General features: G+C 49.3%; 16 protein-coding genes. 9 read left to right on the top strand and 7 right to left on the bottom strand.

What is annotated here, in order from left to right:
- Positions 1-9: 9 nt before the first annotated feature.
- Positions 10-1,512 (top strand): hypothetical protein, encoded by a 1,503-nt coding sequence (locus K7B67_RS08105; RefSeq protein ID WP_252179841.1) that lies wholly within the window; start codon positions 10-12, stop codon positions 1,510-1,512.
- An 18-nt stretch (positions 1,513-1,530) separates the two neighbouring features.
- Here K7B67_RS08105 and K7B67_RS08100 read toward each other — a convergent pair whose 3' ends face one another.
- Positions 1,531-3,657 (bottom strand): phospholipase C, phosphocholine-specific, encoded by a 2,127-nt coding sequence (locus K7B67_RS08100; protein ID WP_252179840.1) that lies wholly within the window; start codon positions 3,655-3,657, stop codon positions 1,531-1,533.
- A 703-nt stretch (positions 3,658-4,360) separates the two neighbouring features.
- Here K7B67_RS08100 and K7B67_RS08095 point away from each other — a divergent pair.
- The 4 genes from K7B67_RS08095 to K7B67_RS08080 all read left to right on the top strand — a co-directional run bounded on the left by K7B67_RS08095 (position 4,361) and on the right by K7B67_RS08080 (position 7,524).
- Complete coding sequence (locus tag K7B67_RS08095; RefSeq protein ID WP_252179839.1) at positions 4,361-5,533, top strand: pepsin-like aspartyl protease; 1,173 nt, start codon at positions 4,361-4,363, stop codon at positions 5,531-5,533.
- A 327-nt stretch (positions 5,534-5,860) separates the two neighbouring features.
- Positions 5,861-6,187: a fumarylacetoacetate hydrolase family protein gene (locus K7B67_RS08090; RefSeq protein WP_252179838.1), complete on the top strand. Its 327-nt coding sequence runs from the start codon at positions 5,861-5,863 to the stop codon at positions 6,185-6,187.
- Entirely contained in the window at positions 6,184-7,128 is a 945-nt protein-coding gene (locus tag K7B67_RS08085) for a C-terminal binding protein (protein WP_252179837.1), read from the top strand. The genes K7B67_RS08090 and K7B67_RS08085 overlap by 4 nt, the downstream gene beginning before the upstream one ends.
- Positions 7,129-7,152: 24 nt before the next feature.
- The gene (locus K7B67_RS08080; protein WP_252179836.1) at positions 7,153-7,524 is read left to right on the top strand and encodes an IS3 family transposase; all 372 of its coding nucleotides are present in this window, start codon (positions 7,153-7,155) and stop codon (positions 7,522-7,524) included.
- A 119-nt stretch (positions 7,525-7,643) separates the two neighbouring features.
- Here K7B67_RS08080 and ltrA read toward each other — a convergent pair whose 3' ends face one another.
- A complete protein-coding gene (gene ltrA, locus K7B67_RS08075; RefSeq protein WP_252176896.1) occupies positions 7,644-8,969 on the bottom strand; it encodes a group II intron reverse transcriptase/maturase in 1,326 nt (441 codons plus the stop codon).
- A 622-nt stretch (positions 8,970-9,591) separates the two neighbouring features.
- Here ltrA and K7B67_RS08070 point away from each other — a divergent pair.
- Both K7B67_RS08070 and K7B67_RS08065 read left to right on the top strand, forming a co-directional pair.
- On the top strand, positions 9,592-10,863 hold the full coding sequence (locus K7B67_RS08070; protein WP_252179835.1) for a hypothetical protein: 1,272 nt from the start codon (positions 9,592-9,594) through the stop codon (positions 10,861-10,863).
- A 181-nt stretch (positions 10,864-11,044) separates the two neighbouring features.
- Entirely contained in the window at positions 11,045-11,875 is an 831-nt protein-coding gene (locus K7B67_RS08065; protein WP_252179834.1) for a hypothetical protein, read from the top strand.
- Between the two features lie 63 nt (positions 11,876-11,938).
- On the opposite strand, the gene cobB is transcribed toward K7B67_RS08065, so the two are convergent.
- The 3 genes from cobB to K7B67_RS08050 all read right to left on the bottom strand — a co-directional run bounded on the left by cobB (position 11,939) and on the right by K7B67_RS08050 (position 15,969).
- Entirely contained in the window at positions 11,939-12,640 is a 702-nt protein-coding gene (gene cobB / locus K7B67_RS08060; RefSeq protein WP_252179833.1) for a Sir2 family NAD+-dependent deacetylase, read from the bottom strand.
- Between the two features lie 5 nt (positions 12,641-12,645).
- Positions 12,646-14,037 (bottom strand): DUF4139 domain-containing protein, encoded by a 1,392-nt coding sequence (locus tag K7B67_RS08055; protein WP_252179832.1) that lies wholly within the window; start codon positions 14,035-14,037, stop codon positions 12,646-12,648.
- 90 nt (positions 14,038-14,127) lie between these two features.
- Positions 14,128-15,969 (bottom strand): beta-ketoacyl synthase, encoded by a 1,842-nt coding sequence (locus K7B67_RS08050; RefSeq protein WP_252179831.1) that lies wholly within the window; start codon positions 15,967-15,969, stop codon positions 14,128-14,130.
- Between the two features lie 173 nt (positions 15,970-16,142).
- Here K7B67_RS08050 and K7B67_RS08045 point away from each other — a divergent pair, with 173 nt between their 5' ends.
- Positions 16,143-17,123, top strand: a complete 981-nt coding sequence (locus K7B67_RS08045) for a helix-turn-helix domain-containing protein (RefSeq protein ID WP_256484859.1) — start codon at positions 16,143-16,145, stop codon at positions 17,121-17,123.
- 102 nt (positions 17,124-17,225) lie between these two features.
- Complete coding sequence (gene fabV / locus K7B67_RS08040; RefSeq protein ID WP_252179829.1) at positions 17,226-18,428, top strand: enoyl-ACP reductase FabV; 1,203 nt, start codon at positions 17,226-17,228, stop codon at positions 18,426-18,428.
- Positions 18,429-18,512: 84 nt separating this feature from the next.
- On the opposite strand, the gene K7B67_RS08035 is transcribed toward fabV, so the two are convergent.
- On the bottom strand, positions 18,513-20,075 hold the full coding sequence (locus K7B67_RS08035) for a C2H2-type zinc finger protein (protein WP_252179828.1): 1,563 nt from the start codon (positions 20,073-20,075) through the stop codon (positions 18,513-18,515).
- Positions 20,076-20,174: 99 nt separating this feature from the next.
- Complete coding sequence (locus tag K7B67_RS08030) at positions 20,175-22,259, bottom strand: C2H2-type zinc finger protein (RefSeq protein ID WP_252179827.1); 2,085 nt, start codon at positions 22,257-22,259, stop codon at positions 20,175-20,177.
- Positions 22,260-22,311: the final 52 nt, after the last annotated feature.

Genomic DNA, 22,311 nt, shown 5'->3' with positions numbered 1-22,311 from the left:
ACTCAGGTCTTGCTATTCAAAAAACCATTGATTTTGACCTTGGCCATGGCCTTTTCTGTACATAGCTCTAATGGCCACGCTCAGGAAAAGAGCATGCCTTTGCTCTTCAATCAGCCCACCCAGATATGGCTTCTACTTGACGAAAGTGAAGAGAGTGAGGCCATTGAGTATTGCTTTTCCCCTGCCACAGGCGTCTTTCCTGCCACCGGCTTCAAAGCTAAGGTCTACAGTACGGCAGCCTCTGATGATAGTGCCGACAGCGAAGACAGTGGCAGTGAAGACAGCAGCACCCCTGATAAAAACGGCGATGACCGTTCAAATGAGGACGAAGCTGATGCCGACTCTGATGTTCAGTATGTAAATACGACACTTAATCCTTTTCGAGCATCAACTGAAATCAGTCAGTATTGTGGGACTGTGATACTGAAAAAGTTTAAGCAGGAGCCCGTTTCAGACAGTGAAACACTCACTGATTCAGAGGTAGACGAGACAGAAGCGGACTCTGTTAACCACTTGGAAACCACCTCACCTGCTTACAACACCAACCAGACGGGCCGTCTGAAAATACACGAACAGATCCACCTGCCTGCCGATCAAAGACCCAAGCCGCACCGGTGTGACCATGAAGGTTGCAACTACCGCTCCAATCTGGCGGGTAATCTGAAAAAGCACAAATATACCCACCTGCCTGCCGACCAAAGACTCAAGATCAAGATGCACCGGTGTGACCATGAAGGTTGCAACTACAGCACTGAGTATGTGAGTAATCTGAGAAATCACAAACAGATCCACCTGCCTGCCGACCAAAGACTCAAGAAGCACCGGTGTGACCATGAAGGCTGCAACTACAGCACCGCGCGCTCGTGCTATCTGAAAAAGCACAAACAGACCCACCTACCGGCCGACCAAAGACCCAAGAGGCCCAAGAGACCCAATGTGCACCGGTGTGACCGTGAAGGCTGCAACTACAGCAGCGACCAGAAGGGCAATCTGAGAAGGCACAAACAGACCCACCTGCCTGCCGACCAGAGACCCAGGAGGCACCAGTGTGACCATGAGGGCTGCAACTTCAGCAGCAACCAGAAGAGCTATCTGAAAGAGCACAAACAGATCCACCTGCCTGCCGACCAGAGACCCGAATCATGCCAGTGTGACCATGAGGGCTGTAACTACAGCACCAGTCATATGGGCCATCTGAAAAAGCACAAACGGATCCACCTGCCTGCCGACCAGAGGCCCAAGGTGCACCAGTGTGACTATGAGGGCTGCAGCCACAGCACCGAAGCTTCGTACGATATGAAAAGACACAAACAGACCCACCTGCCTGCTGACCAGAGACCCAGGAAACCCAAGGTACACCAGTGTGACTATGAGGGCTGCAGCTACAGCACCGACACCCCGCGCTCTCTGAAAAGGCACAAACAGACCCACCTGCCCGCTGACCAACGACCCAAGAGAAAAGCGTATGACCAGCCGCCATCTAACAAGAAAAGAAAGGTTACCCATCGGTAACCTCTCTGGCCAATGGTTTTATTCACCCATCAAAGGATCGGAATAGCCGTGCGTCCCATTTTCAACCCTGCCACAATAGCGCCTGAACATATCACCGCTTTCATCCCTTACCACCAGGTCGTACCAATTGGATGCGGGTTTAATAAACTGCTCGACAGCGGTTTTTCCGCCCGCTTCAAGGGTAACGGTTTTCTGGTAGCCTGGCTGGTAGGCAGAAAAGTCCACAGTCACCTGTTTCTCTGAATCGCCATTATTTTCCAGCCTGACCAGAACCGATGGCGTTTCCTTGTTGACGCCGTAGCATACAGAGACTTCCTGATTATGCTCGTGCTTGCAGGTTCCCTTAAACTGACGATGGAAACCGTTGGCAGAGAGCACCCACAAGTCATACTTGTTGTCCTGAAGGGATACTACCCATGTTGCCCGAACGGTATCCCCGGCACCGATGACAAACCGGCGGGGTATCGCATCCAGATTCAGTTGATCATAGACATGGATCACCGCACCCTGCTGACCACTGTTGGTCATCGTCAGGAGAACGGTGTACTGGTCAACATCAACCGTGGCATTGACGTGCAACTCATAAGGAAGCGCCCTTGATGGCCGGGCTCCGGCAGGTGCCACGGGTGGCAGCTGGTCATCTTCAAGCGGTGGCTCAACCTGTGGCAGTAGTTCCTGCTCGGCTCTTACCTCATCCGCTTCGCATCGGGTCGTTTCCGGCAGTGGTGGCAATGGCTCGTCATTCGGGTTTTCAAAATTAAACGCCGATGTTAAATCACCACACACCGCACGGCGGAATGGCGAAATATTCTCTTCGATCACTCCAAACCGCTTTTCCAGGAACTGTAACACTGACGTATGATCGAACACCTGTGAGTTTACCCAGCCGCCCCGGCTCCATGGCGAAATAATTAACGCCGGAACTCTTGGGCCCGGGCCATAAGGCTGATTATCGGTATGATATTCCCCGGTGGTATCAACCGTACTATCACCTTGATAAGCACCTTCGCTCAAAGTAGGTGGGCAAGGTGGAGGCATATGGTCAAAGAAACCATCATTTTCATCAAAGTTGACGATCAGTACGGTTTTACTCCAGATATCCTCATCACGGGTTAAGGCATTCAGGACTTCCTGAGTATACCAGCCTCCCTGTACGGGTGATGATGGCCCCGGATGTTCAGAATAGGCCGCTGGCGCTACAATCCACGACACCTGTGGTAAAGTCTTATTGGCGATATCCGCATTAAGGCTTGCTAAGAAGCCACCGTCGTCCATGGTATTGGCAACGCCCTTCAGTAAGGGGCTAATATTGTTATCCTCTTCCGTCCATGTTGGATAAGGATCGCCATTGGATTCATTCCCTTTTAATTCGTTGGCCTCACGATACTGCCTGAAGCCAGCCAGAGGGTTATCCGTATAATTATCAGGTAAGTTTTGATAAACCTTCCAGCTAACACCTGCCTGCTCCAGACGCTCCGGATAAGTTGTCCATGTGTAACCTTCACTGGATGGACCCAGACTGTCGTAGTCGTTAAAAATGGCGGGTGGGTTAGGGTCCAGTGGGTGATTGTTAGTACCCGTCCAATGATAGAGACGGTTAGGATTAGTCCCCCCCTGGAATGAGCAATAGTATTCATCACAGATAGTAAAAGCATCAGCAAGAGCAACCTGAAAAGGTAATTCAGCCTCGGTGTAGTAGCCCATGGACTGCTGTTGCTTATAGGTTGGCCAATCACTCATGCGTCCCTGATCCCAGGCTTCATGAGCATCCGGATAAGTATGTGGCGTTCCATACACGCGCTGGGCATTACCCTGATCCGCATCCAGATGGTAGGGATAAATAATACGTTCATCCCGACGCTTTTCGTATTTTTGTTGCCAGACATCACCATACACCGTAGGAATAGGATGACGATCAGCAAAACCACGAACCCCGGCCAACTTTCCAAAATAGTTGTCAAAAGCCCGGTTTTCCTGCATCAGAATAACCACATGCTCAACATCATTGATGTTGCCATGAACATTATTTGCCGGAATGGCTAAAGCCTTGGCAATCGAAGCTGGAAACAGCCCCGAAGCTGTCGCACCAGTCAAACCTACACCTGACGCCTTTAAAAACTTACGACGACTCAACGAAGTTTTCATAATAAATACTTCCCTTTACGATTTATTCAACTGGGCAGTGATATTCACTTGTTTTAATCGGGTCGCCGTTGGACTCTGTTTCATCCTCGCAACCACTCAGCAATAGTGAAAAAACAATCACCGGTATCAAACTCAGAACTTTCACACGTGCTCCCGTTTCTCGTGGGCTATTTTTCGCGAACACATGCTATGAAAGAAATAAGTCAGAGTGATGTAAGAAGGGTTTCAGTTTGATGATAATTTGATGACTGGCAGTGGACGGTCGAATGTTTTAACTGCGCGAGTACGTCACTTCAATAAGTTTGAAATGCCGTACCAATTTGTCAGGTGAGGTATGCATTCCCACGCAGAGTGTGGGAACGAGGGGAAGGTTCTCTTTGGTAAGAATGCCTGAAAGCTGATCGTCTTGGGTCAATGCATATTGGCTGAGTAATTCGTCAGCGAGACTGAGATATTCTGGACTAAACTTGTTCATGGTTTGCTCAGGGGGAAGTTAATACCTATGACTTTTTATAGTCGTTTTTTCTCCTTGGGCAATCCTTGGTATTTCGGGGGTGAAGGCTTAAGTCAGTGCCATTGGTCTGTGGGTGGTTATTGTTACAGCTTGCTCTAACGGTCTGGGCGACCCCAGCAAGTCAACATTCCTCCCCGCATTTATGCCCTCGGGTACTAGAAGTACGGGGTATCCAGTTGAGGAAAAACGATGAGCAACATCTTTTTAAAAAATATTTTTGTATGTGTTTTTTCTCTATCTGTTTCAGCGGCTTTTGCAGAACCTTCTGTTTTTAACCCTTATCCAGTGACCAGCAACAGCATTCCTGGTAAACGATTCCATATGAATATATATAATCAAGAAATTCCTAAGGGAGAGATATCATTACAAAACTTGGGTAATATGCAGTATTACGGTGAATTAAACATTGGATCTGAAAATCAGGTATTTAAAGTTGTTTTCGATACTGGTTCCAGTGATATCTGGATTCCCGGTACAACATGCATCTCTGCCAACTGCTCTAACAAAAACCGCTTTGATCCGCAAAGCAGCAGCTCATTTAAATACACTAGAAACATCCTGAAAGTTGTGTACGTCACAGGCGAAGTATCTGGTCTTATCGGTTATGATGACATTACCATCGGAGGCATAAAGGTAGCATCTCAGAGATTTGGTGTAGCCAACGCTGTTTCAAATGATTTCCGTAAAAGCCGGCACGATGGCATTTTTGGCTTGGCTTATAAGGGGGCAGGTGGTAGTAAAGCCACTCCATGGCTAGATAATGCCGTACAACAGGGTTTGATCGATAAGGCTATTTTTTCGTTCTACTTGTCCAATACACCAAGCAAGGGCGGCAGTGTTATGATTATTGGTGAACCCGACCCTTCCTATTATCAGGGCCCTATATCCTGGCACGAACTGACCTCGCTCGATGATAAACATCCTAAGGGCATTTATTCTTACATTATTTCTTTTGACAGCATCTCAGTTGGAGAAAAAAATATTACCTTAAGCTGTCAACCAGGACAGTGCAAAGCCAGTGTTGATTCAGGGGCATCCTTTATTCTAGGTCCAAAGAGAGATGTGGAATCCATTCTTCAATCTCTTGATGTGAAACCAGATTGTTCAAATGTCAGCCAGCTCCCTTCTCTGAAGTTTTCTATTGATGGCCATATCTATGAGGTTCCCCCACCATTTTATATAGTCAAAAAGAAAAACTACTTTGGAATGGTTGAATGTCTTGCTGGGATTACCGGTTCAGATGAGCCATTTTGGATTTTAGGTTATGCATTCATGAGAGCGTTTTACACCGTTTTCGATAAAACCAACGATCGGGTTGGTTTTGCCAAATTGCATGACAGACTCAATGCACCAAAACTCTAATCCTCGTAACCACTCAGCAATAGTGAAAAACAATCACCGGTATCAAACTCAGAACTTTCACACGTGCTCCCGTTTCTCGTGGGCTATTTTTCGCGAACACATGCTATGAAAGAAATAAGTCAGAGTGATGTAAGAAGGGTTTCAGTTTGATGATAATTTGATGACTAACAGGCTTTTATCTGTACAAATTTTATACTTCCTGTAGGTTGTATAGACGTCAGAAGTAATATTTTTGACAGCCGAGTTAATAACCTATACATTCGCTCTGACCATCCTAAAAGAATGGCTCACCTAATAAAAGTGAACAATAGCAGGGATAAAAAAACTATGATCCCAATTACAAGTAAAAAACCATCCGGCAGCGCAGTTGGAAAGATTATTTGTGTAGGTAGAAACTACCTGGATCACGTTAAAGAGCTTAACAATGAGGTCTCTCAATCTCCATTATTGTTCATAAAACCATTCTCTTCTCAGGTACCTTTTTCAGGAAATCTCAACCTTCCTAATGAGTATGGTGAAGTTCATCATGAACTGGAGATCTCCGTCTTGATCGGTGAGGGAGTAACCCCTAAAAGTTACAGCATCAGAGGAATAGGTCTTGCTCTCGATTTAACCTTGAGAGATCTTCAAAATAAAATTAAAAAGTACAAATGAATAAAGTATTTATTACCGACAGAATCGTTAACGCTAGCATAGAGAAAAAAATCCTTGGTGATTTCTTAGTTAGCGAACCACAAAAAAACATTACCGTCTTACTAGTTTGGCATCAAATAGTAGATGAAGAATTTCTTAATGACTTTCCTCATGCAGAGGTGATCATTCGTTATGGAGTAGGCTTTGACAAAATCGATCTGGAAGCATGTAGAAAAAGAGGGATTACGGTGTGTAATAATCCTGATTACTGTACCGAGGAGGTAGCTGATACTGCCACAGCTATGCTGCTTAATGGAGCACGTGGAGTCACGCGCTATAATGCACTCGCCCCTCATTACAGAAAAGGTTGGCAAGAAAATGTAATGCCGGGCATTAAGCGCACCTCCTCAATTAAAGTAGGTTTTATAGGCCTTGGTCGTATTGGAAGTTTGACGTTAAAAAACTGTCAGGCAATTGGTTATCAAACTCAATTCTTTGATCCTAATATAGCCGAAGGCTACGATAAAGTGCATAACACAAGCCGCTGTTATAGCCTTGACGAACTACTCAGCACTAGCGACATGGTTAGCCTGCATTGCCCTTTAAACAAACACACTATGGGCATGGTAAATCAAGAATTTATAAACAAAATGAAACCGGGTGCCAGCCTGATCAACACTGCAAGAGGACAGCTAGTGCAAGATATCGAAGTGATTTATCAAGCACTTAAAAGCCATCACCTGAGTTATGTTGCTCTGGATGTACTCCCTGAAGAGCCGCCCCAACCTCACGCAATATATGACTCATGGAGAAGGAATGAACCTTGGTTAGCAGGACGCTTAATCATTAATCCTCATGCAGCTTACCACTCTTATGAATCAGGACAGGAGCAAAGAAAGAAAGCGGCTAAAAATGCCTTGTTAGCGGTAACAGGAAAGAAGCCAGTCAATATTGTCAGCTGATGAGAAACAGCCACCTGAAGCAGGATGACAGCCACGCTGGTTACAGACTCTCTGGAGATGGCAATGTGGAGGCGAAGACCCAGCGCAGGCTTGCTGGTCCATAGCGACCCTGGTAGCCAGAATGTTTCAGATCGGTACCAGAAGCTCCTGAGGGTTAATAACTTCACTTGCAGCATGAGTCACAAGGGTAACTGTTGGAACAACGCTATAGCTAAAAGTTTCTCCCGCACTCTGAAAACAGAGCTGATTCATCATGAAGGTTTTCAGACGAGGGAGGAGGCACAGCAAGAAATTTTTGAGTATATCGAAGTGTTTTACAATCGCCAGAGAAAGCACTCAAACAATGGCTACCTGGCACCGTTTAAGTATGAACAGAAACTTGCCGAGGCAGCGTGAAAAAGTGTCCGGAAAACTCTTGCCATATCAGTCAGGTGAGATCGGGATAGGGCGTAGCCTCACAGCTACGCTCCTCCCACAACACCCAGCATACGGGTCCGTACTGGCGTTTCGGTCAGTTAAGCAGCCAATAATCTAATCAAACCTAATTCATCGAACCAACTATTCGGCAATGCTAAGTGCAGCGCAGGACTCCGGCTTATCCGCCAGTACCCTTTGCTCGATCCTACTGTCTGCCTCGTCAGCTCTTCACTGACTCCTCGCCTTCTTAGCTCCGCATATCGCTTCGGACTTTTCTTCCATTGATACCAGAGCAAACTTCTCAATCGTCGCCTGATCCAGCAGTCAAAGTTTTCAAACTCCGAACGGGTTTCAACTTCTCGAAAGTAGTTCTTCCAGCCCCGTAAATAGCGATTCAGAGACTCCAATCTCTGCTCCAGTGACCGCCCGCCTTTGCGGGTTAGTTGTTTGACCTTGTCCCTGAACCGCTTGCAGGTTTTATCTGCCAGCTTCTTCCTGCCATCTCTGGTAAAGCTGTATCCCAGGAACGCCCGCCTCCATGCCTTGTCAACTGCACTTTTCGCAACGTTGACTTTCAGCTTCAGCTTACTTTCGATGTAACGAGTCAAACTTGCCATCACTCTCTCGCCTGCTTTCTTGCTTCGCACAAACACCCGACAGTCATCAGCGTAACGTACAAATCGTAAATCACGCTTTTCTAACTCTTTATCGAGTTCATCCAGTACGATGTTAGACAACACAGGTGAGAGCGGCCCTCCCTGAGGCACTCCTTCCGTCTGCGGTTTTACCAGCCCGTTCTCCATCACTCCGGACTGTAGGAATCGTCGAATTAAACGTAATACATCCTTGTCATCTGTGTGAACTGCCAGTTTTGCCATCAGTCGATCATGGTTAACCCGATCGAAGAATTTCGACAGGTCAATGTCCACAACCCAGTTATATCCTTCTCGGATATACGACTGAGCCTGATTAATCGCCTGATGAGCTGACCGGTTCGGCCTGAACCCGTAACTGAAAGATGAGAACCTTAGTTCCCACTCGGCCTGCAATACTTGCTGTATCGCTTGCTGCACCATTCGGTCTAAGGCGATTGGTATACCCAACTGCCTTTCTCCTCCGTCCGGTTTGGGAATCAGTACTCGCCTTACGGGAGCAGGACGCCATTCTCCCTGCAAAAGACATTGTCGCAGTTCATGACCATGTTCTTGTAGATGGGTGTACAACCCTTCCACTGTCATACGGTCGATCCCTGCTGCGCCTTTATTGCGTTTAACTCGCTGAAAGGCTCTTGTTAAATTATTGGGGTTGGCGATACGCTCCATCAGTCTAGTACCACCCGCCGGGCTTTCGTAATCCTGTGATACCGACACGACCTCAGCTCTCATAGCCTTGCAGCCTCCGGTTCCGCCGTGACCACTTGGCATGAGTTCCAGTGTTTGCTGGATTTGTCTGCGTCCAGTGTATCGAATAACAGAAACTACTCACCACTCTGTACCGTTCAGGCCTTCACTGACATACGCCAGCTACTATGCCATCTGCTGACTTCTGTGTGGCGGTCAAGTCACCTTACGATGACCTCAGTCCGAAATATCAGACACCACACAGACCTCCCGAGGTAAGTCACACCGCCTTCGCCGCACAACCGCCAGATCTACTGCCTGAATGTCCGGATGAGTATGGACTTCGTCATCATACGCTGACTCGTCCTCACGCAAACAGCCTCATATCTGATTTCTGTTCGTCGGCTCGCGGTTTTGCTCCACACTGCCTTCAGCCTGCACCTCACGATACAAACCTTGTGCTTCACTAGTCCTTCGCCCTCATCTGGCTGGACAGGGGACTTTCACCCCCAAGCTGTGTGACATGCTCGGCACACGTATGCATTCCCACGCAGAGCGTGGGAACGAGGGGAAATCCACGAGTCCTTTTATTGGACAAGTAAAAATACGCCGTCTACGCTACTCGTCTGAACATCCGGGTAAGCTGTTGCGTCCGGACAATAACCTTTTTTCGTTTTTTAACCTCTTCAGGTGGTTACCATAATTTATGAAGATACTTTCAAGCCTGCTTTTGGCTCTGCTGCTACCTTTTTGTTCTTCTCTTTGGGCTGAGAATGATAAGATCAGGGCAAATAGTTTGTCGCCATACGACTCTCATGAGTACGACGTTCCTGAAGAAGGTGACGTTGTTTCTGAAAGGGATAAAAGGGAAGCGCGATTAGCATCAGGAACCGGAGTTAAAGTCACAAAATTCTTGAAAGGATACTCCCTGACCACCGCTAAAAAAATATTTGTCTCCGTAAACCCATTGGGTCAGTCCCTGCGTGGGAGTCAGTCAATAAACAAAATTGAGTCAAAAGTCCGCTTTCAAAGTAAAGAGTCTGATTTTCTTTACTACACACTCAGGGGGTATTCATTACAGGAGGTTTTGTTCCATCTGGTTTTAATTGAAAACCCGGAAGATTCCTCAAAATTGTATCTTGGTTACTATGAAGAGGATGAAGACAGTGTTATTGATAAAGCTGTTTTGAGTTCAACGGCTGCACCCATTTATTTGCAGGACGTTTTAAATAAGTCTGACACGCCGGTTTCAAATGGTTCTGGCACCAATAGCACGGTTTTACCACCTCATTCAGCTCAGACTTCAAACGACACTTTTATAAATGCTAATTTGACTTCCCACAATACCACCAGGTCGCCGGGTTTGCTGCCAAAAAGGGGTAAGCCCTTCAAATCCATTCTAAGTTTGGAAAAGGAGCAGGATTATTCAATCGAAGTGGCCTGGAAATCAAAGTCTGAAATAACCTCTGTTGCCATGCCTGATACCAGTACAATGACGTATACAACAATCAACCCTTCACCAACCCGGTCTTTATCATCACAATCTTCATCAATAACCTCTTCGACGAGAGAATCACTGCCAGACGCCTCAGCGGCTATTCCTGAAAATGTTGGTACACAGATTATTATCAAAGATCAAAAGGGGATGGCTCTGGCAACATTAAATCTTGACCTGGAGCCGAATTACTTTTCGTTCAGCGATGAAAAAGGATATTTGCTGGAGTACAGGATCGATAGGTTCGGGATTCATCAGCTAACTAAAATTCACACTGAAACTAAAAATATGAACAAACACAATGATAAACATGATGATCAGCACTATCCTTATTTACGCTTTAATAAATATCGTACCAGTACAGGAGGGGGGGGCTCGGCTGCCGGAGCGTCATTTGGCGGGCTTGCAATAATCCTCGGTGCTGTGTTTGTATATTATAGATACAAGGGTAGGACTTCGATATTTTATCCAATAAGACTCTGAGTTTCTTTATTCGCTTCCCTTTTTCTCCAGTTGCAGCATAAGTACGCAACAGCTTATGCTGCCAGTTTTAACCCAAGCAACCTGGTATTTTTTTCCAACAGCCTTCCACCCGCAGCATTGCCTGCAAAATTATTTTTAACGTCTATAGTTACTGCTTTTGATAAAACGTCAGGTGTTTCTGATGCGACAAACTGTAAGTCTTCTGATTGTTATGGCAATGGTGCAACCGGTTGCGGCGCAGACATCCATAGCGTTGCTCCCCGGTATTCTGGCGAAACTTACCGGTAATTTAATAACTGCCCTTGCTTTTGAACCTGAACGATATACCAGCCTTGCTCAATTTTATAAAGGTAAAGCCGAACAGCCGCTCTACTTGTCATCGCTGAATCTTGTTGTGCGGCCACCCGAGCACATTGCCACTACCTCTGTTGTTTCAGTGGGTCTGCCCGGCACCAGGATTACTTACCGGTTTAATTCGACGCCAATGGTATGGATTCATCCAGAATCCAAGGAAAAGGCTTCGTTCAGTTGGTCAGAGGATGGGCGATCTTTTATTGTCGAGCGTTTGTTATCGGAACATTCACCGGGCAAATCTACCAGCCGGGTCGAGTTTGAATATTCGGGCTGTCTCCTTAACGTCTATACGGACGATGATTTTCAGCATCTGTTTACCAGGTACAACAATATCAACCCTGAACTCTTCGATTATTTAGCCTATCCGGCTTATGTCAAGGTGGCCGGTGATCATCGCAGCGGTGTCAGAAACAGAGCCTTATTGAGGCTGGAGTCCATCTCTGGCTGCTCTACACCCTCAACATCACAGGATGCTCCTTTTGACAGCACAAGCCCGTTGCATCCCGATTATAAACCCAGCCAGAAAAGTAAACTGGCACCCTTGGCTACCAACCCAAAAGAGAAAAAAAACCCTTCGGATCAGCCGCCAAAAGCACTGAACAAGTATCAACCACTTCCCCCTATCAAGAAAGAGGAAAACAAGGATATCCAAAGTTGACTCGGTGATTACCACTTTTATGGCAGGTTATCTTCCCGGAGATAAACGAATATTGCCGTACACCTATGCCAACAAAGCATTAAAAAAACCAGGAACCAACTCAGTAGCAGGCCCGGTAAGACTGCGATCAAAGCGGGAGGCGTTGGAGCCGGGCTCCAGATTTAACTCAACGGTCTCGGCCCCCGCCGCTTTGGCTTGCTCAAAAAAGCCAGCAGCCGGATATACATTGCCGGAAGTGCCGATAGAAACGAAAAGATCACAGTGCGACAAAGCCTCGTAAATACGATCCATCTCCAAAGGCATTTCACCAAACCAGACAATATGCGGCCTCAAATTGCCCGCCTGATGACAACATGGGCAAAGTGTTTCAGTGGTTAAATCGTCATACCAGTCAAAAACCTGTCCGGTATCCTGACAACGGACTTTATACAGCTCGCCGTGCATGTGAATCAGGTTCTGACTGCCCGCCCGGGCATGCAAATCGTCAACGTTCTGGGTGACCAGCAGAAACTCGCCAGCAAAGGATTTTTCAAAATCGGACAGTGCTTTATGGGCAGCATTGCAAGCCACTTTAGTCAGTTGTTGGCGTCGGTCATTGTAGAAAGCCTGCACCAAAGCGGGGTTGCGATAATAACCTTCCGGCGTAGCGACCTCTTCAACCGGATGGTTTTCCCAAAGGCCGTCGTGAGCCCTGAAAGTACGCAGCCCCGACTCGGCAGAAATACCGGCACCGGTCAGAACGACAATAGATGGGTAATCAGGCATGAGTATTACCGGGTGTACAGCGAAGCATAAGAAACCGTTTTCTTGCCATTAGCGGGGACTTTAACCTTGATGCTATCGGTCTGTTCCAGAGTACCGCCTTTCACGTCTTCCAGTTTAATCAAAGACTGATCACGATCTGTGATCATCACGGTCACTGCTTCATCACTGTCGTTGAATACGGTGGTCTGCCAGCGACTCACCAGCCTCTTCTCACTGTGTTGACTATCGAGGCGCTTCCTCTCAACTCGCACCGTCAGGGCTTCCCCCATGGCAAGATGAGCATAGTCCCCCTGGATGGTCTGAGGAATCACGGCATTGCCACTGATAATCATGGTGCCATCGCCGGCAGGTTCCAGAATTCTCACCTTACCGGCGGGAAGATCCCGCTCTGCCTTAAAGCGATAATGCAGTCTGGGTCTGAGAAGGTCAGAACTGTTGCCCGAATACGAACGACCATAAACATCTAACTGATAGTACTGCTCAAGCGCTATCTGGTCATCCTTGTAGAGTGTCATCTGCTGCCATGAAAACGGGGTCAGTTTCGTTTGATCCTGTGGCAAGGGTATGACCATCACTTCCCCCACCCGCTGACTCTCCTGACCAGACATGGCGGCAGCATTCATCTTCACCATTTTACGGGCATAGCCAACATCAGGCCGTCCGGTATCACCGGCTATCAGCTTGACATCTGCGTTACTGTAATCGGTCTCGGTGTTGTTGTTTAGCAGAGCCGTCAGTTCAATACGGGCTTTGCCACTGTCATCCAGGGTCATTCGATAATGGCTTGAGTAGCGAATGGAAGGCGTGATGTAGGACAGACGCAATTGGTCGGTGCCATCGAGATTCGGGAAGCGTGCTATCAACCGGGTCTGATAGTCTTTTTCCAGAAAAACCTGCTCCCGCGAGGCCAGCCTGATGCCTTGCGGATCATTCCAGTCCACCAGGTATTGTCGACCATTACTGCCCTGCACCAATGCCATGCCACTGTCGTAAGAAAGCATGACCCCCTGTACCGGAACATTCAGTCCCCCACCCACCAGTTCCACCGACTTGCCGATCAGCCTGTGATAAAGATGATCGCGGTCCAGCCCACCTCGGTGCCAGGTAAGGCTGTCGGGCACCAGGCCTTGTTTGTCTTTGAGGTATTCCAGCTCAAGGCTGTCGTCTTCCCAGTCATCGGCCATCCCCTCAACCACCAGGGTGCCTTCCGGTCCGGGCAGCACATTGAACTGCTGGCGGACCAGGGCTTTATCCGGGTACAGGGTTAAGCGGGTACTGTTGGCGTGGCTGACCTCCACACGCCCTGCCTGCTCATCGGCCATCACCATTTGGGTACTCATGGCAGTCAGTACCACGGCACTACTCAGTATTCCGGTCAGATTGAGTCTGGCTCTCATTTTCAATTTCTCCCTCAAACACTTTTGCTGAGAATGCCTGCAAAACAGGCCACAAATCAACTGCAAACCTTCGTCAATATGGCCAGAGGTTCAGAAAGACCAGAAAGGGTTGTCGACTTCCAGATTCACCGGGCAGCCAAAACCGGGCACTTTAATGGATCGATCGGTGTACTCCAGGTCGCCTTCATCGAGCACCCCTTCACCAAACTGATAAATAGGCTCGGCCTGACCAGAAAGCTGTGCCGACTCATAGGCTTCCTGACGACGGGCCGTATTTTCATAACCCTGCTGCCAGGATGACAGTGCCTGTTCGCCATGTCTGGCTTTTAACATATCACGGGTAATTTCAGGACTCAGAACCAGCGCCGTAGCATTGTTGCCCCCAAAACCCTTGGCATTGATCAGCGACATAGCCATGTGCGATGGCTCCATCTCTTTATGTTCCAGACTGATGTCCAGGTGCGAATGATGAACGTCTTCCGCAATGCCGGAAATCGTTCTGATCCCGGGAATAATGCCCCGGTGCCAGACCCCCAGCGTTGACATCAGCTGATCACCAGCAGCGACGCCAATAGAATGACCAAGATAGCTTTTAACGGCGGTGACTGCCCAGTTGTCCATCCCGAAAGTACGGGCCGTTTCATTGAGGATGTGGGACTCTGTCACCCGGTTCTGCGGGGTACCGGTACCATGGGCCTGAACAAAGCTTCGCTGCCTGAGCGCGTCTTCTCCCAGGATCGCCCTGCCCAGGGCAGCGGCCCTGGCCACTGTTAGATAGTTACCGGCACCGGGGGCTGAAATAGACTTTTTATAGCCATCGGCATTCACAAAAACATCCGCCACTGCCCCCAGAATTTCGGCACCCGATTCCAACGCCAGGGCATCGTCCATCAAAACAAAGTATTGGGAAGATTCGGCAATGGTAAAGCCGGCATTCTCAGCAAAAGGACGGCAGGCTTTTCGCCAATCGGGGTTGCTGCCAGAGGCAAGACCATCCAGTTTTCTCAGGGCATCGTCCGTAGCCAGAGCCCCCATGGTGCTGTAGCCATCCATGATTTCCGGGGTAATGGGCGCCTCACTGTTGCCAACGATCACCACACGACGCTTACCGGAACGAATGTCGTTCACGGCCAGCTGCAAGTTATAAAGCAATGTGGCACAGGCTCCCATGGAGGTACCGGTATTACCCAGTGAGCCCAGGATATAAGCATTGATAAAGTCAGCGGACATTTCAGCAAAACCCAGCGGGCATTGCTTGGAAGTCACCCTTTTACCCAGCAAACGGGCTTTCAGCAAACCGCCATAGCCGTTGTAGTCCAGCTGACTCATGGCACTGCCTGAATAGACCGCAATCTGTTCGGGAGACAGTTTCTCTTTCAGCAGCAGCCAATCCAAACCTGAAGACTGCAAGGCATCCGATGCACCATAAACCGTCATGGCCAGTGACCGGGGGTGGTTCCTGGACTGATAAAGATCAGCAGGATCAAAACCGCTGGGTAACTGGCCTGCGGCATTCACCGAACCCGCCCTTGTCGAAGGCAACATCAGGGATTGCACACCACAAAAGCGAACCCTGACATTTCGGCCATCGGCCAGTTCTTCTACCTGCCAGTTTTCCGGTAATGGCCTGGGCAGCCTGCGCTTGGGCAAAACCAGCTCCGAGCCTTCAGCGGCTTTAAGGGGTCGGTGATAATACAGGGCATTATTATCAAACAGGTTGGTTTCGAGCTGTCTGATTAAGGTGCCTGAAAGAAGGCTGTCTGCCGGAGCATCGTCCGCCAGCCCTCTAAGCCTTGCTATAGCTGTCAATGTTTGCTGCTGCTGCCGGGCACTTAACTGATCAAATACCAGGCGATGGTAGCCATGAAATCCTGAACTGCGTCCCGCCGGGCTGATGCCCCCCTGCGCGACAATGACCGGCAATCTGCTCACGGTAACAACTCCATTGATTTGAGGGATATGGCGGTAGTTTAATAGAGAGCTTAATAGGACATCCATCAGCACACCTGTACATTTGCGACAATCAACCTGATAATTACGCCACACTACCGGATTCGCAGGCCAACACATTGGTACAGAGTAAGAGTACGATCTCACTGAATAAGGTGCTGATTCCTCTTGTGGATCACATGCTGTCAACCAGCATCAGTTTACCTCTTGAAATCATTCAGGCCGGGGTGACCTACAGCCGCCTGAAACATCAACCGTCCAGCGTAGAAATCTGTTTTTGTGCCGAACAACTGAACCCGGTCATCAGTATGGGTGGGATACCTCTGACCCCCGAAGCAACCTTTTCTGAAACAGGCCCCGGCGACCTGGTGATTGTGCCCGGCCTCTGGCGAAACCCCCTGCCCATAGCCAGGCAGTCCAAAGCACTGGTGCAATGGTTAAAGTATCAGCATCAGCAGGGCGCTATCTTCTGCGTGGCAGGAACCGGGGTCTCATTTATGGCTGAAACCGGTTTACTGGATCACCAGCCCGCAGCCACTCACTGGTATTTTCTTGAACGACTAAAACGACACTATCCAGAGGTTGATTTTAAACCCCACCACCTGATTACCCGCTCAGGCAGAATCTTCTGTGCCGGAAGTGTCAACTCGGTGGCTGACCTTATGGTTCATCTGATTGAACTGAGCATGGGCGAGCAGATCGCCCATAAAGTCGAGCAACAGTTCTCCCATGAGATCCGTCGCCCTCTGGATCAGATACTGTTCGCCGAAGATCACACCACCGCCCACAACGATGAAATCATCATCCAGCTTCAGGAATGGATAAGGCAGCATTATTGTGAAGATATTAAGATGGAGCACCTGATAGCCGCTTCAGGTTTAACACGAAGAACGCTGCACCGAAGATTCAAAGAAGCAACCGGCTTCTCTCCCGCCGCTTATATTCAGCGAATGCGATTAACCCAGGCCTCCGACCTTTTAAAAAGCACCGACCTGTCCGTCAGGGAAGTGGCCTATCAGGCCGGATACGCCAACCCTGACTACTTCAGCCGAGTGTTTCAAATGCACTTCCAGCTCACGCCACGTGACTTTAAGCGCAGCGTTCGAGGCAAACTTTTCTATCTTGAGAGCCCCTGAAACATTTTGTATCAATATACTGACGGATCTACAGTGCCTACGCCTTTTCCACTCTGCCGGTTTTGGATAAGCTTGCCCCTTTATTGTCAACCGGAGCCAACAATGATTATCAAGCCAAGGATTCGCGGATTTATCTGCACAACGACCCACCCTGTCGGCTGCGAACAAAACGTCAAAGAGCAGATCGCTTATACCAAGGCTCAGGGTGAAGTGACCGGAGGACCTAAACGGGTTCTGGTCATTGGCTCTTCCAGCGGTTACGGCCTTGCCTCTCGAATTACCGCTGCTTTTGGTTCAGGTGCCGCCACCATCGGTGTTTTCTTCGAAAAGCCTGCCACCGAGAAAAAACCCGGCACAGCAGGCTGGCACAATTCCGCCGCTTTTGAAAAACTGGCCCATGAAGAAGGTCTGTATGCGAAAAGCCTGAATGGTGATGCCTTCAGTCACCAGGCCAAAGCCAAAACCATCGAGCTGATTAAAGAAGACCTTGGCCAGATTGATATGGTGGTTTACTCCCTGGCGTCCCCTGTTCGTAAACTACCAGACAGTGGTGAAGTAATACGCTCTGTGCTCAAACCAATGGGACAGCCTTATAAGGCAACTGCCGTCGACACCAACAAAGATCAACTGTTTGAGGCCTCTGTTGAACCAGCTACTGAAGAAGAAGTGGCAGCCACGGTAACAGTGATGGGTGGTGAAGACTGGGAGCTCTGGATAAAGACCCTGTCAAAAGCCGGTGTCCTGGCAAAAGGTTGTAAAACAGTAGCCTACAGCTACATTGGCACCGAAATCACCTGGCCTATTTACTGGCAGGGTGCACTCGGTCAGGCCAAAAAAGATCTCGATCGTGCCGCCCACGCCATTGATGGGCAAATGAAAAACCTGGACGGTTCAGCCAACATTGCCGTACTGAAAAGTGTTGTCACCCAGGCCAGCTCCGCCATTCCGGTCATGCCACTGTACATCGCCATGGTCTTTAAGAAGATGCGTGAAGAAGGTGTTCATGAAGGTTGTATCGAGCAAATCAACCGAATGTTCCGTGACCGCCTCTACAGAAAAGACGGCAAGGCTCCGGAATTAGACGACAACAATCGTCTGCGTCTGGACGATTGGGAACTGAGGGACGACATTCAAACACACTGTCAGGCACTGTGGCCGACCCTGACCAATGAAAACCTGGCCGAACTGACTGATTATGTTGAATACAAGGAAGAGTTCCTGAAACTCTTTGGGTTCGGTGTTGAAGGTGTGGATTACGAGGCAGATGTGAATCCGCTGGTACCCTTTGATGTGATTGATATCTGAGCAATCGATCCACCCCGCGCCATCCTGACAGAACCATTCTTTGTGAGGCGGGTTGAGAGGCAAGTCATCCTTTATTGCCCCTCTTTACCGCCCTTCTTTACCGCCCTTCTTTATTTTCTTGTTAGATGGCAGCGGGTCATACGCTTTTCTTTTAGATCTCTTGGGCCTCTGGTCGGCAGGCAGGTGGGTTTGTGTGTGCTTTTTCAGATTGCCCTTCCGGTCGGTGCTGTAGTTGCAGCCCTCATGATCACACTGGTGCACCTTGGGTCTCTGGTCGGCAGGCAGGTGGGTCTGCTTGTGTGTTTTCAAACTGTTCGCCACGTCGGTTTTGTAGTTGCAGCCCTCATGGTCACAGTGGTGCACCCTGAGTTTCTGGTCGACAGGCAGGTGGGTCTGTTTGTGCCTTTTCAGATTGCTCGTCTGGTTGGAGCTGTAATCGCAGCCCTCATGGTCACACTGGTGCACCTTGAGTCTTATGGGTATCTGGTCGGCAGGCAGGTGGGTTTGTTTGTGCTTTTTCAGATCGTTCGCCCGGTCGGTGCGGTAGTTGCAGCCCTCATGGTCACACTGGTGCCTCCTGCGTCTCTGGTCGGCAGGCAGGTGGGTTTGTTTGTGCGTTTTCAGATTGCCCTTCCGGTCGGTGCGGTAGTTGCAGCCCTCATGGTCACACTGATGGTCTTTGGGTTTCTGGTCAGCAGGCAGGTGGGTCTTTTTGTGTGTTTTCAGACTGTTCCTGTAGTCGGTTCTGTAGTTGCAGCCCTCATGATCACACTGGTGCACCTTGGGTCTCTGGTCAGTAGGCAGGTGGGTCTGTTTGTGCGTTTTCAGACTGCCCTTCAGGTCGGTGCGGTAGTTGCAGCCCTCATGGTCACACTGATGCTCTTTGGGTTTCTGGTCGTCAGGCAGGTGGGTCTGTTTGTGCCTTGTCAGACTGCCACTGTAGTTGGTTCTGTAGTTGCAGCCCTCATGGTCACAGCGGTGCGCCTTAGGTCTTATGGGTCTCTGGTCGGCAGGCAGGTGGATCCGTTTGTGCGTTTTCAGATTGCCCTTCAGGTTGGAGCTGTAATCGCAGCCTTCGTGATCACACTGGTGCACCTTGGGTCTTATGGGTCTCTGGTCGGCAGGCAGGTGGGTTGGTTTGCGTAGCTCGGTGGCCATTTCACTGTCTGAAGTGGACTCCTGATTAATCATTTGCAGTCTCAGAGTCGCACAGTACTCACTGAATTCGTTTAATGCTCGAAAAGGATCAAGTGTTGTGTTTACACACTGAACATCCGTTTCGCTATCAGTTTCGTTTTCTTCAGAACTGTTGTCGTTGTTTTCATCAGAGGTGCCGCTGTCTTCACTGCCACTGTCTTCGCTGTAGGCACTATCATCAGAGGCTGCCCGACTGTAAGTCCTGACTCCGAAGTCATCATCAGGAGAGACGCCTGTGGCAGGCAAAAAGCCATAGTGGGTGTCTGGTTTTAAGAGGATGTCATCATCGAAGCAAACCCGTGGCATATCGAAGTGGTAGCATTCAATAAGAGCCTTGCCGACAGCCAGAGTGAAGAGCAAAGACAACCTGTTTTCCTGAGCGTGACCATTGAAGCAGTGCGCAGAAAAAGCAATGGCCAGGGTCAAAATTAATGGTTTGTTGGATAGCAAGGCCTGGCTTCCCAGTCGTTGAGATGTTTATTGGGAAGTCAGGTTAGTCAAAATCTGGAAAGAGGTCGGAAGTTTCTTTAGGGCGGGTTCGGAGACGGATCATTCTTTATCATCCTTCTTTCTTTTCTTGTTAGATGGCGGCTGGTCACAGGCTTTTCTTTTGAGTCTCTCGAGTCTCTGGTCGGCAGGCAGGTGGGTCTGTTTGTGCCTTTTCAGATTGCTCGTCTGGTTGGAGCTGTAATCGCAGCCCTCACGGTCACACTGGTGCACCTTGAGTCTTATGGGTATCTGGTCGGCAGGCAGGTGGGTTTGTTTGTGCTTTTTCAGATTACCCTTCCGGTCGGTGCTGTAGTTGCAGCCCTCATGGTCACACTGGTGCACCTTGGGTCGCTGGTCGGCAGGCAGGTGGATCTGTTTGTGCGTTTTCAGACTGCCCTTCAGGTCGGTGCGATAGTTGCAGCCCTCATGGTCACACTGATGCTCTTTGGGTTTCTGGTCGTCAGGCAGGTGGGTCTGTTTGTGCCTTGTCAGACTGCCCCTGTAGTTGGTTCTGTAGTTGCAGCCCTCATGGTCACACTGATGCTTTATGGGTTTCTGGTCGACAGGCAGGTGGGTCTGTTTGTGCCTTTTCAGATTGCTCGTCTGGTTGGAGCTGTAGTCGCAACCTTCATGGTCACAGTGGTGCACCTTGGTTCTTATGGGTCTCTGGTCGGCAGGCAGGTGGATCCGTTTGTGCGTTTTCAGATTGCCCTTCAGGTTGGAGCTGTAATCGCAGCCTTCGTGGTCACACTGGTGCACCTTGGGTCTCTGGTCGGCAGGCAGGTGGGTCTGCTTGTGTGTTTTCAAACTGTTCGCCACGTCGGTTTTGTAGTTGCAGCCCTCATGGTCACAGTGGTGCACCCTGAGTTTCTGGTCGACAGGCAGGTGGGTCTGTTTGTGCCTTTTCAGATTGCTCGTCTGGTTGGAGCTGTAATCGCAGCCCTCATGGTCACACTGGTGCACCTTGAGTCTTATGGGTATCTGGTCGGCAGGCAGGTGGGTTTGTTTGTGCTTTTTCAGATCGTTCGCCCGGTCGGTGCGGTAGTTGCAGCCCTCATGGTCACACTGGTGCATCTTGGGTCTCTGGTCGGCAGGCAGGTGGGTTTGTTTGTGCGTTTTCAGATTGCCCTTCTGGTCAGTGCGGTAGTTGCAGCCCTCATGGTCACACTGATGGTCTTTGGGTTTCTGGTCAGCAGGCAGGTGGGTTTGTTTGTGCGTTTTCAGATTGCCCTTCCGGTCGGTGCTGTAGTTGCAGCCCTCATGGTCACACTGGTGCAGCTTGGGTCTCTGGTCGGCAGGCAGGTGGGTCTGTTTGTGCGTTTTCAGACTGCCCTTCAGGTCGGTGCGGTAGTTGCAGCCCTCATGGTCACACTGATGCTCTTTGGGTTTCTGGTCGGCAGGCAGGTGGGTCTGTTTGTGCCTTTTCAGACTGGTCCTGTAGTTGGTTCTGTAGTTGCAGCCCTCATGGTCACAGTGGTGCACCTTGGGTCTTATGGGTCTCTGGTCGGCAGGCAGGTGGATCCGTTTGTGCGTTTTCAGATTGCCCTTCAGGTTGGAGCTGTAATCGCAGCCTTCGTGGTCACACTGGTGCACCTTGGGTCTTATGGTTCTCTGGTCAGCAGGCAGGTGGGTTGGTTTGTGTAGCTCGGTGGCCATTTCACTGTCTGAAGTGGACTTCTGATTAATCATTTGCAGTCTCAGAGTCGCACAGTACTCACTGAATTCGTTTAATGCTCGAAAAGGCTCAGGTGTCGTGTTTACACACTGAACATCCGTTTCGCTATCAGTTTCGTCTTCTTCAGAACAGTTGTCGCTGTTTTCATCAGAGGTACCCTTGTCTTCACTGTCACTGTCTTCGCTGTAGGCACTAGCATCAGAGGCTGCCCGGCTGTAAGCCTTAGCTTCGACGCCAGAGTCAGGAGAGACGCCTGTGGCAGGCAAAAAGCCATAGCGGATGTCTGGTTTTAAGAGGATGTCATCATCGAAGCAAACCCGTGGCATATCGAAGTAGTACCATTCAATATGCGCCTTGCCGACAGCCAGAGTGAAGAGCAAAGACAACCTGTTTTCCTGAGCGTGGCCATTGGAGCAGTGCACAGAAAAAGCAATGGCCAGGGTCAAAATCAATGGTTTTTTGGATAGCAAGGGCTGGTTTCCCAGTCGTTGAACTGTTTATTAGGAAATCAGGTTAGTCAAA

Origin of the sequence: Endozoicomonas sp. 4G, from assembly GCF_023822025.1 — a bacterium.
Classification (GTDB): domain Bacteria; phylum Pseudomonadota; class Gammaproteobacteria; order Pseudomonadales; family Endozoicomonadaceae; genus Endozoicomonas_A.
The sequence above is the reverse complement of the archived record's forward strand: the minus strand, read 5'-3'. Positions and strand labels throughout refer to the sequence as shown.

Coding starts and splice junctions, on each gene's coding strand:
- K7B67_RS08080 (WP_252179836.1), top strand. CDS start 7,153: ATGACAGCCACGCTGGTTACAGACTCTCTGGAGATGGCAATGTGGAGG.
- K7B67_RS08070 (WP_252179835.1), top strand. CDS start 9,592: ATGAAGATACTTTCAAGCCTGCTTTTGGCTCTGCTGCTACCTTTTTGT.
- K7B67_RS08095 (WP_252179839.1), top strand. CDS start 4,361: ATGAGCAACATCTTTTTAAAAAATATTTTTGTATGTGTTTTTTCTCTA.
- K7B67_RS08100 (WP_252179840.1), bottom strand. CDS start 3,657: ATGAAAACTTCGTTGAGTCGTCGTAAGTTTTTAAAGGCGTCAGGTGTA.
- K7B67_RS08085 (WP_252179837.1), top strand. CDS start 6,184: ATGAATAAAGTATTTATTACCGACAGAATCGTTAACGCTAGCATAGAG.
- K7B67_RS08065 (WP_252179834.1), top strand. CDS start 11,045: ATGCGACAAACTGTAAGTCTTCTGATTGTTATGGCAATGGTGCAACCG.
- K7B67_RS08090 (WP_252179838.1), top strand. CDS start 5,861: ATGATCCCAATTACAAGTAAAAAACCATCCGGCAGCGCAGTTGGAAAG.
- fabV (WP_252179829.1), top strand. CDS start 17,226: ATGATTATCAAGCCAAGGATTCGCGGATTTATCTGCACAACGACCCAC.
- ltrA (WP_252176896.1), bottom strand. CDS start 8,969: ATGCCAAGTGGTCACGGCGGAACCGGAGGCTGCAAGGCTATGAGAGCT.
- K7B67_RS08055 (WP_252179832.1), bottom strand. CDS start 14,037: ATGAGAGCCAGACTCAATCTGACCGGAATACTGAGTAGTGCCGTGGTA.
- cobB (WP_252179833.1), bottom strand. CDS start 12,640: ATGCCTGATTACCCATCTATTGTCGTTCTGACCGGTGCCGGTATTTCT.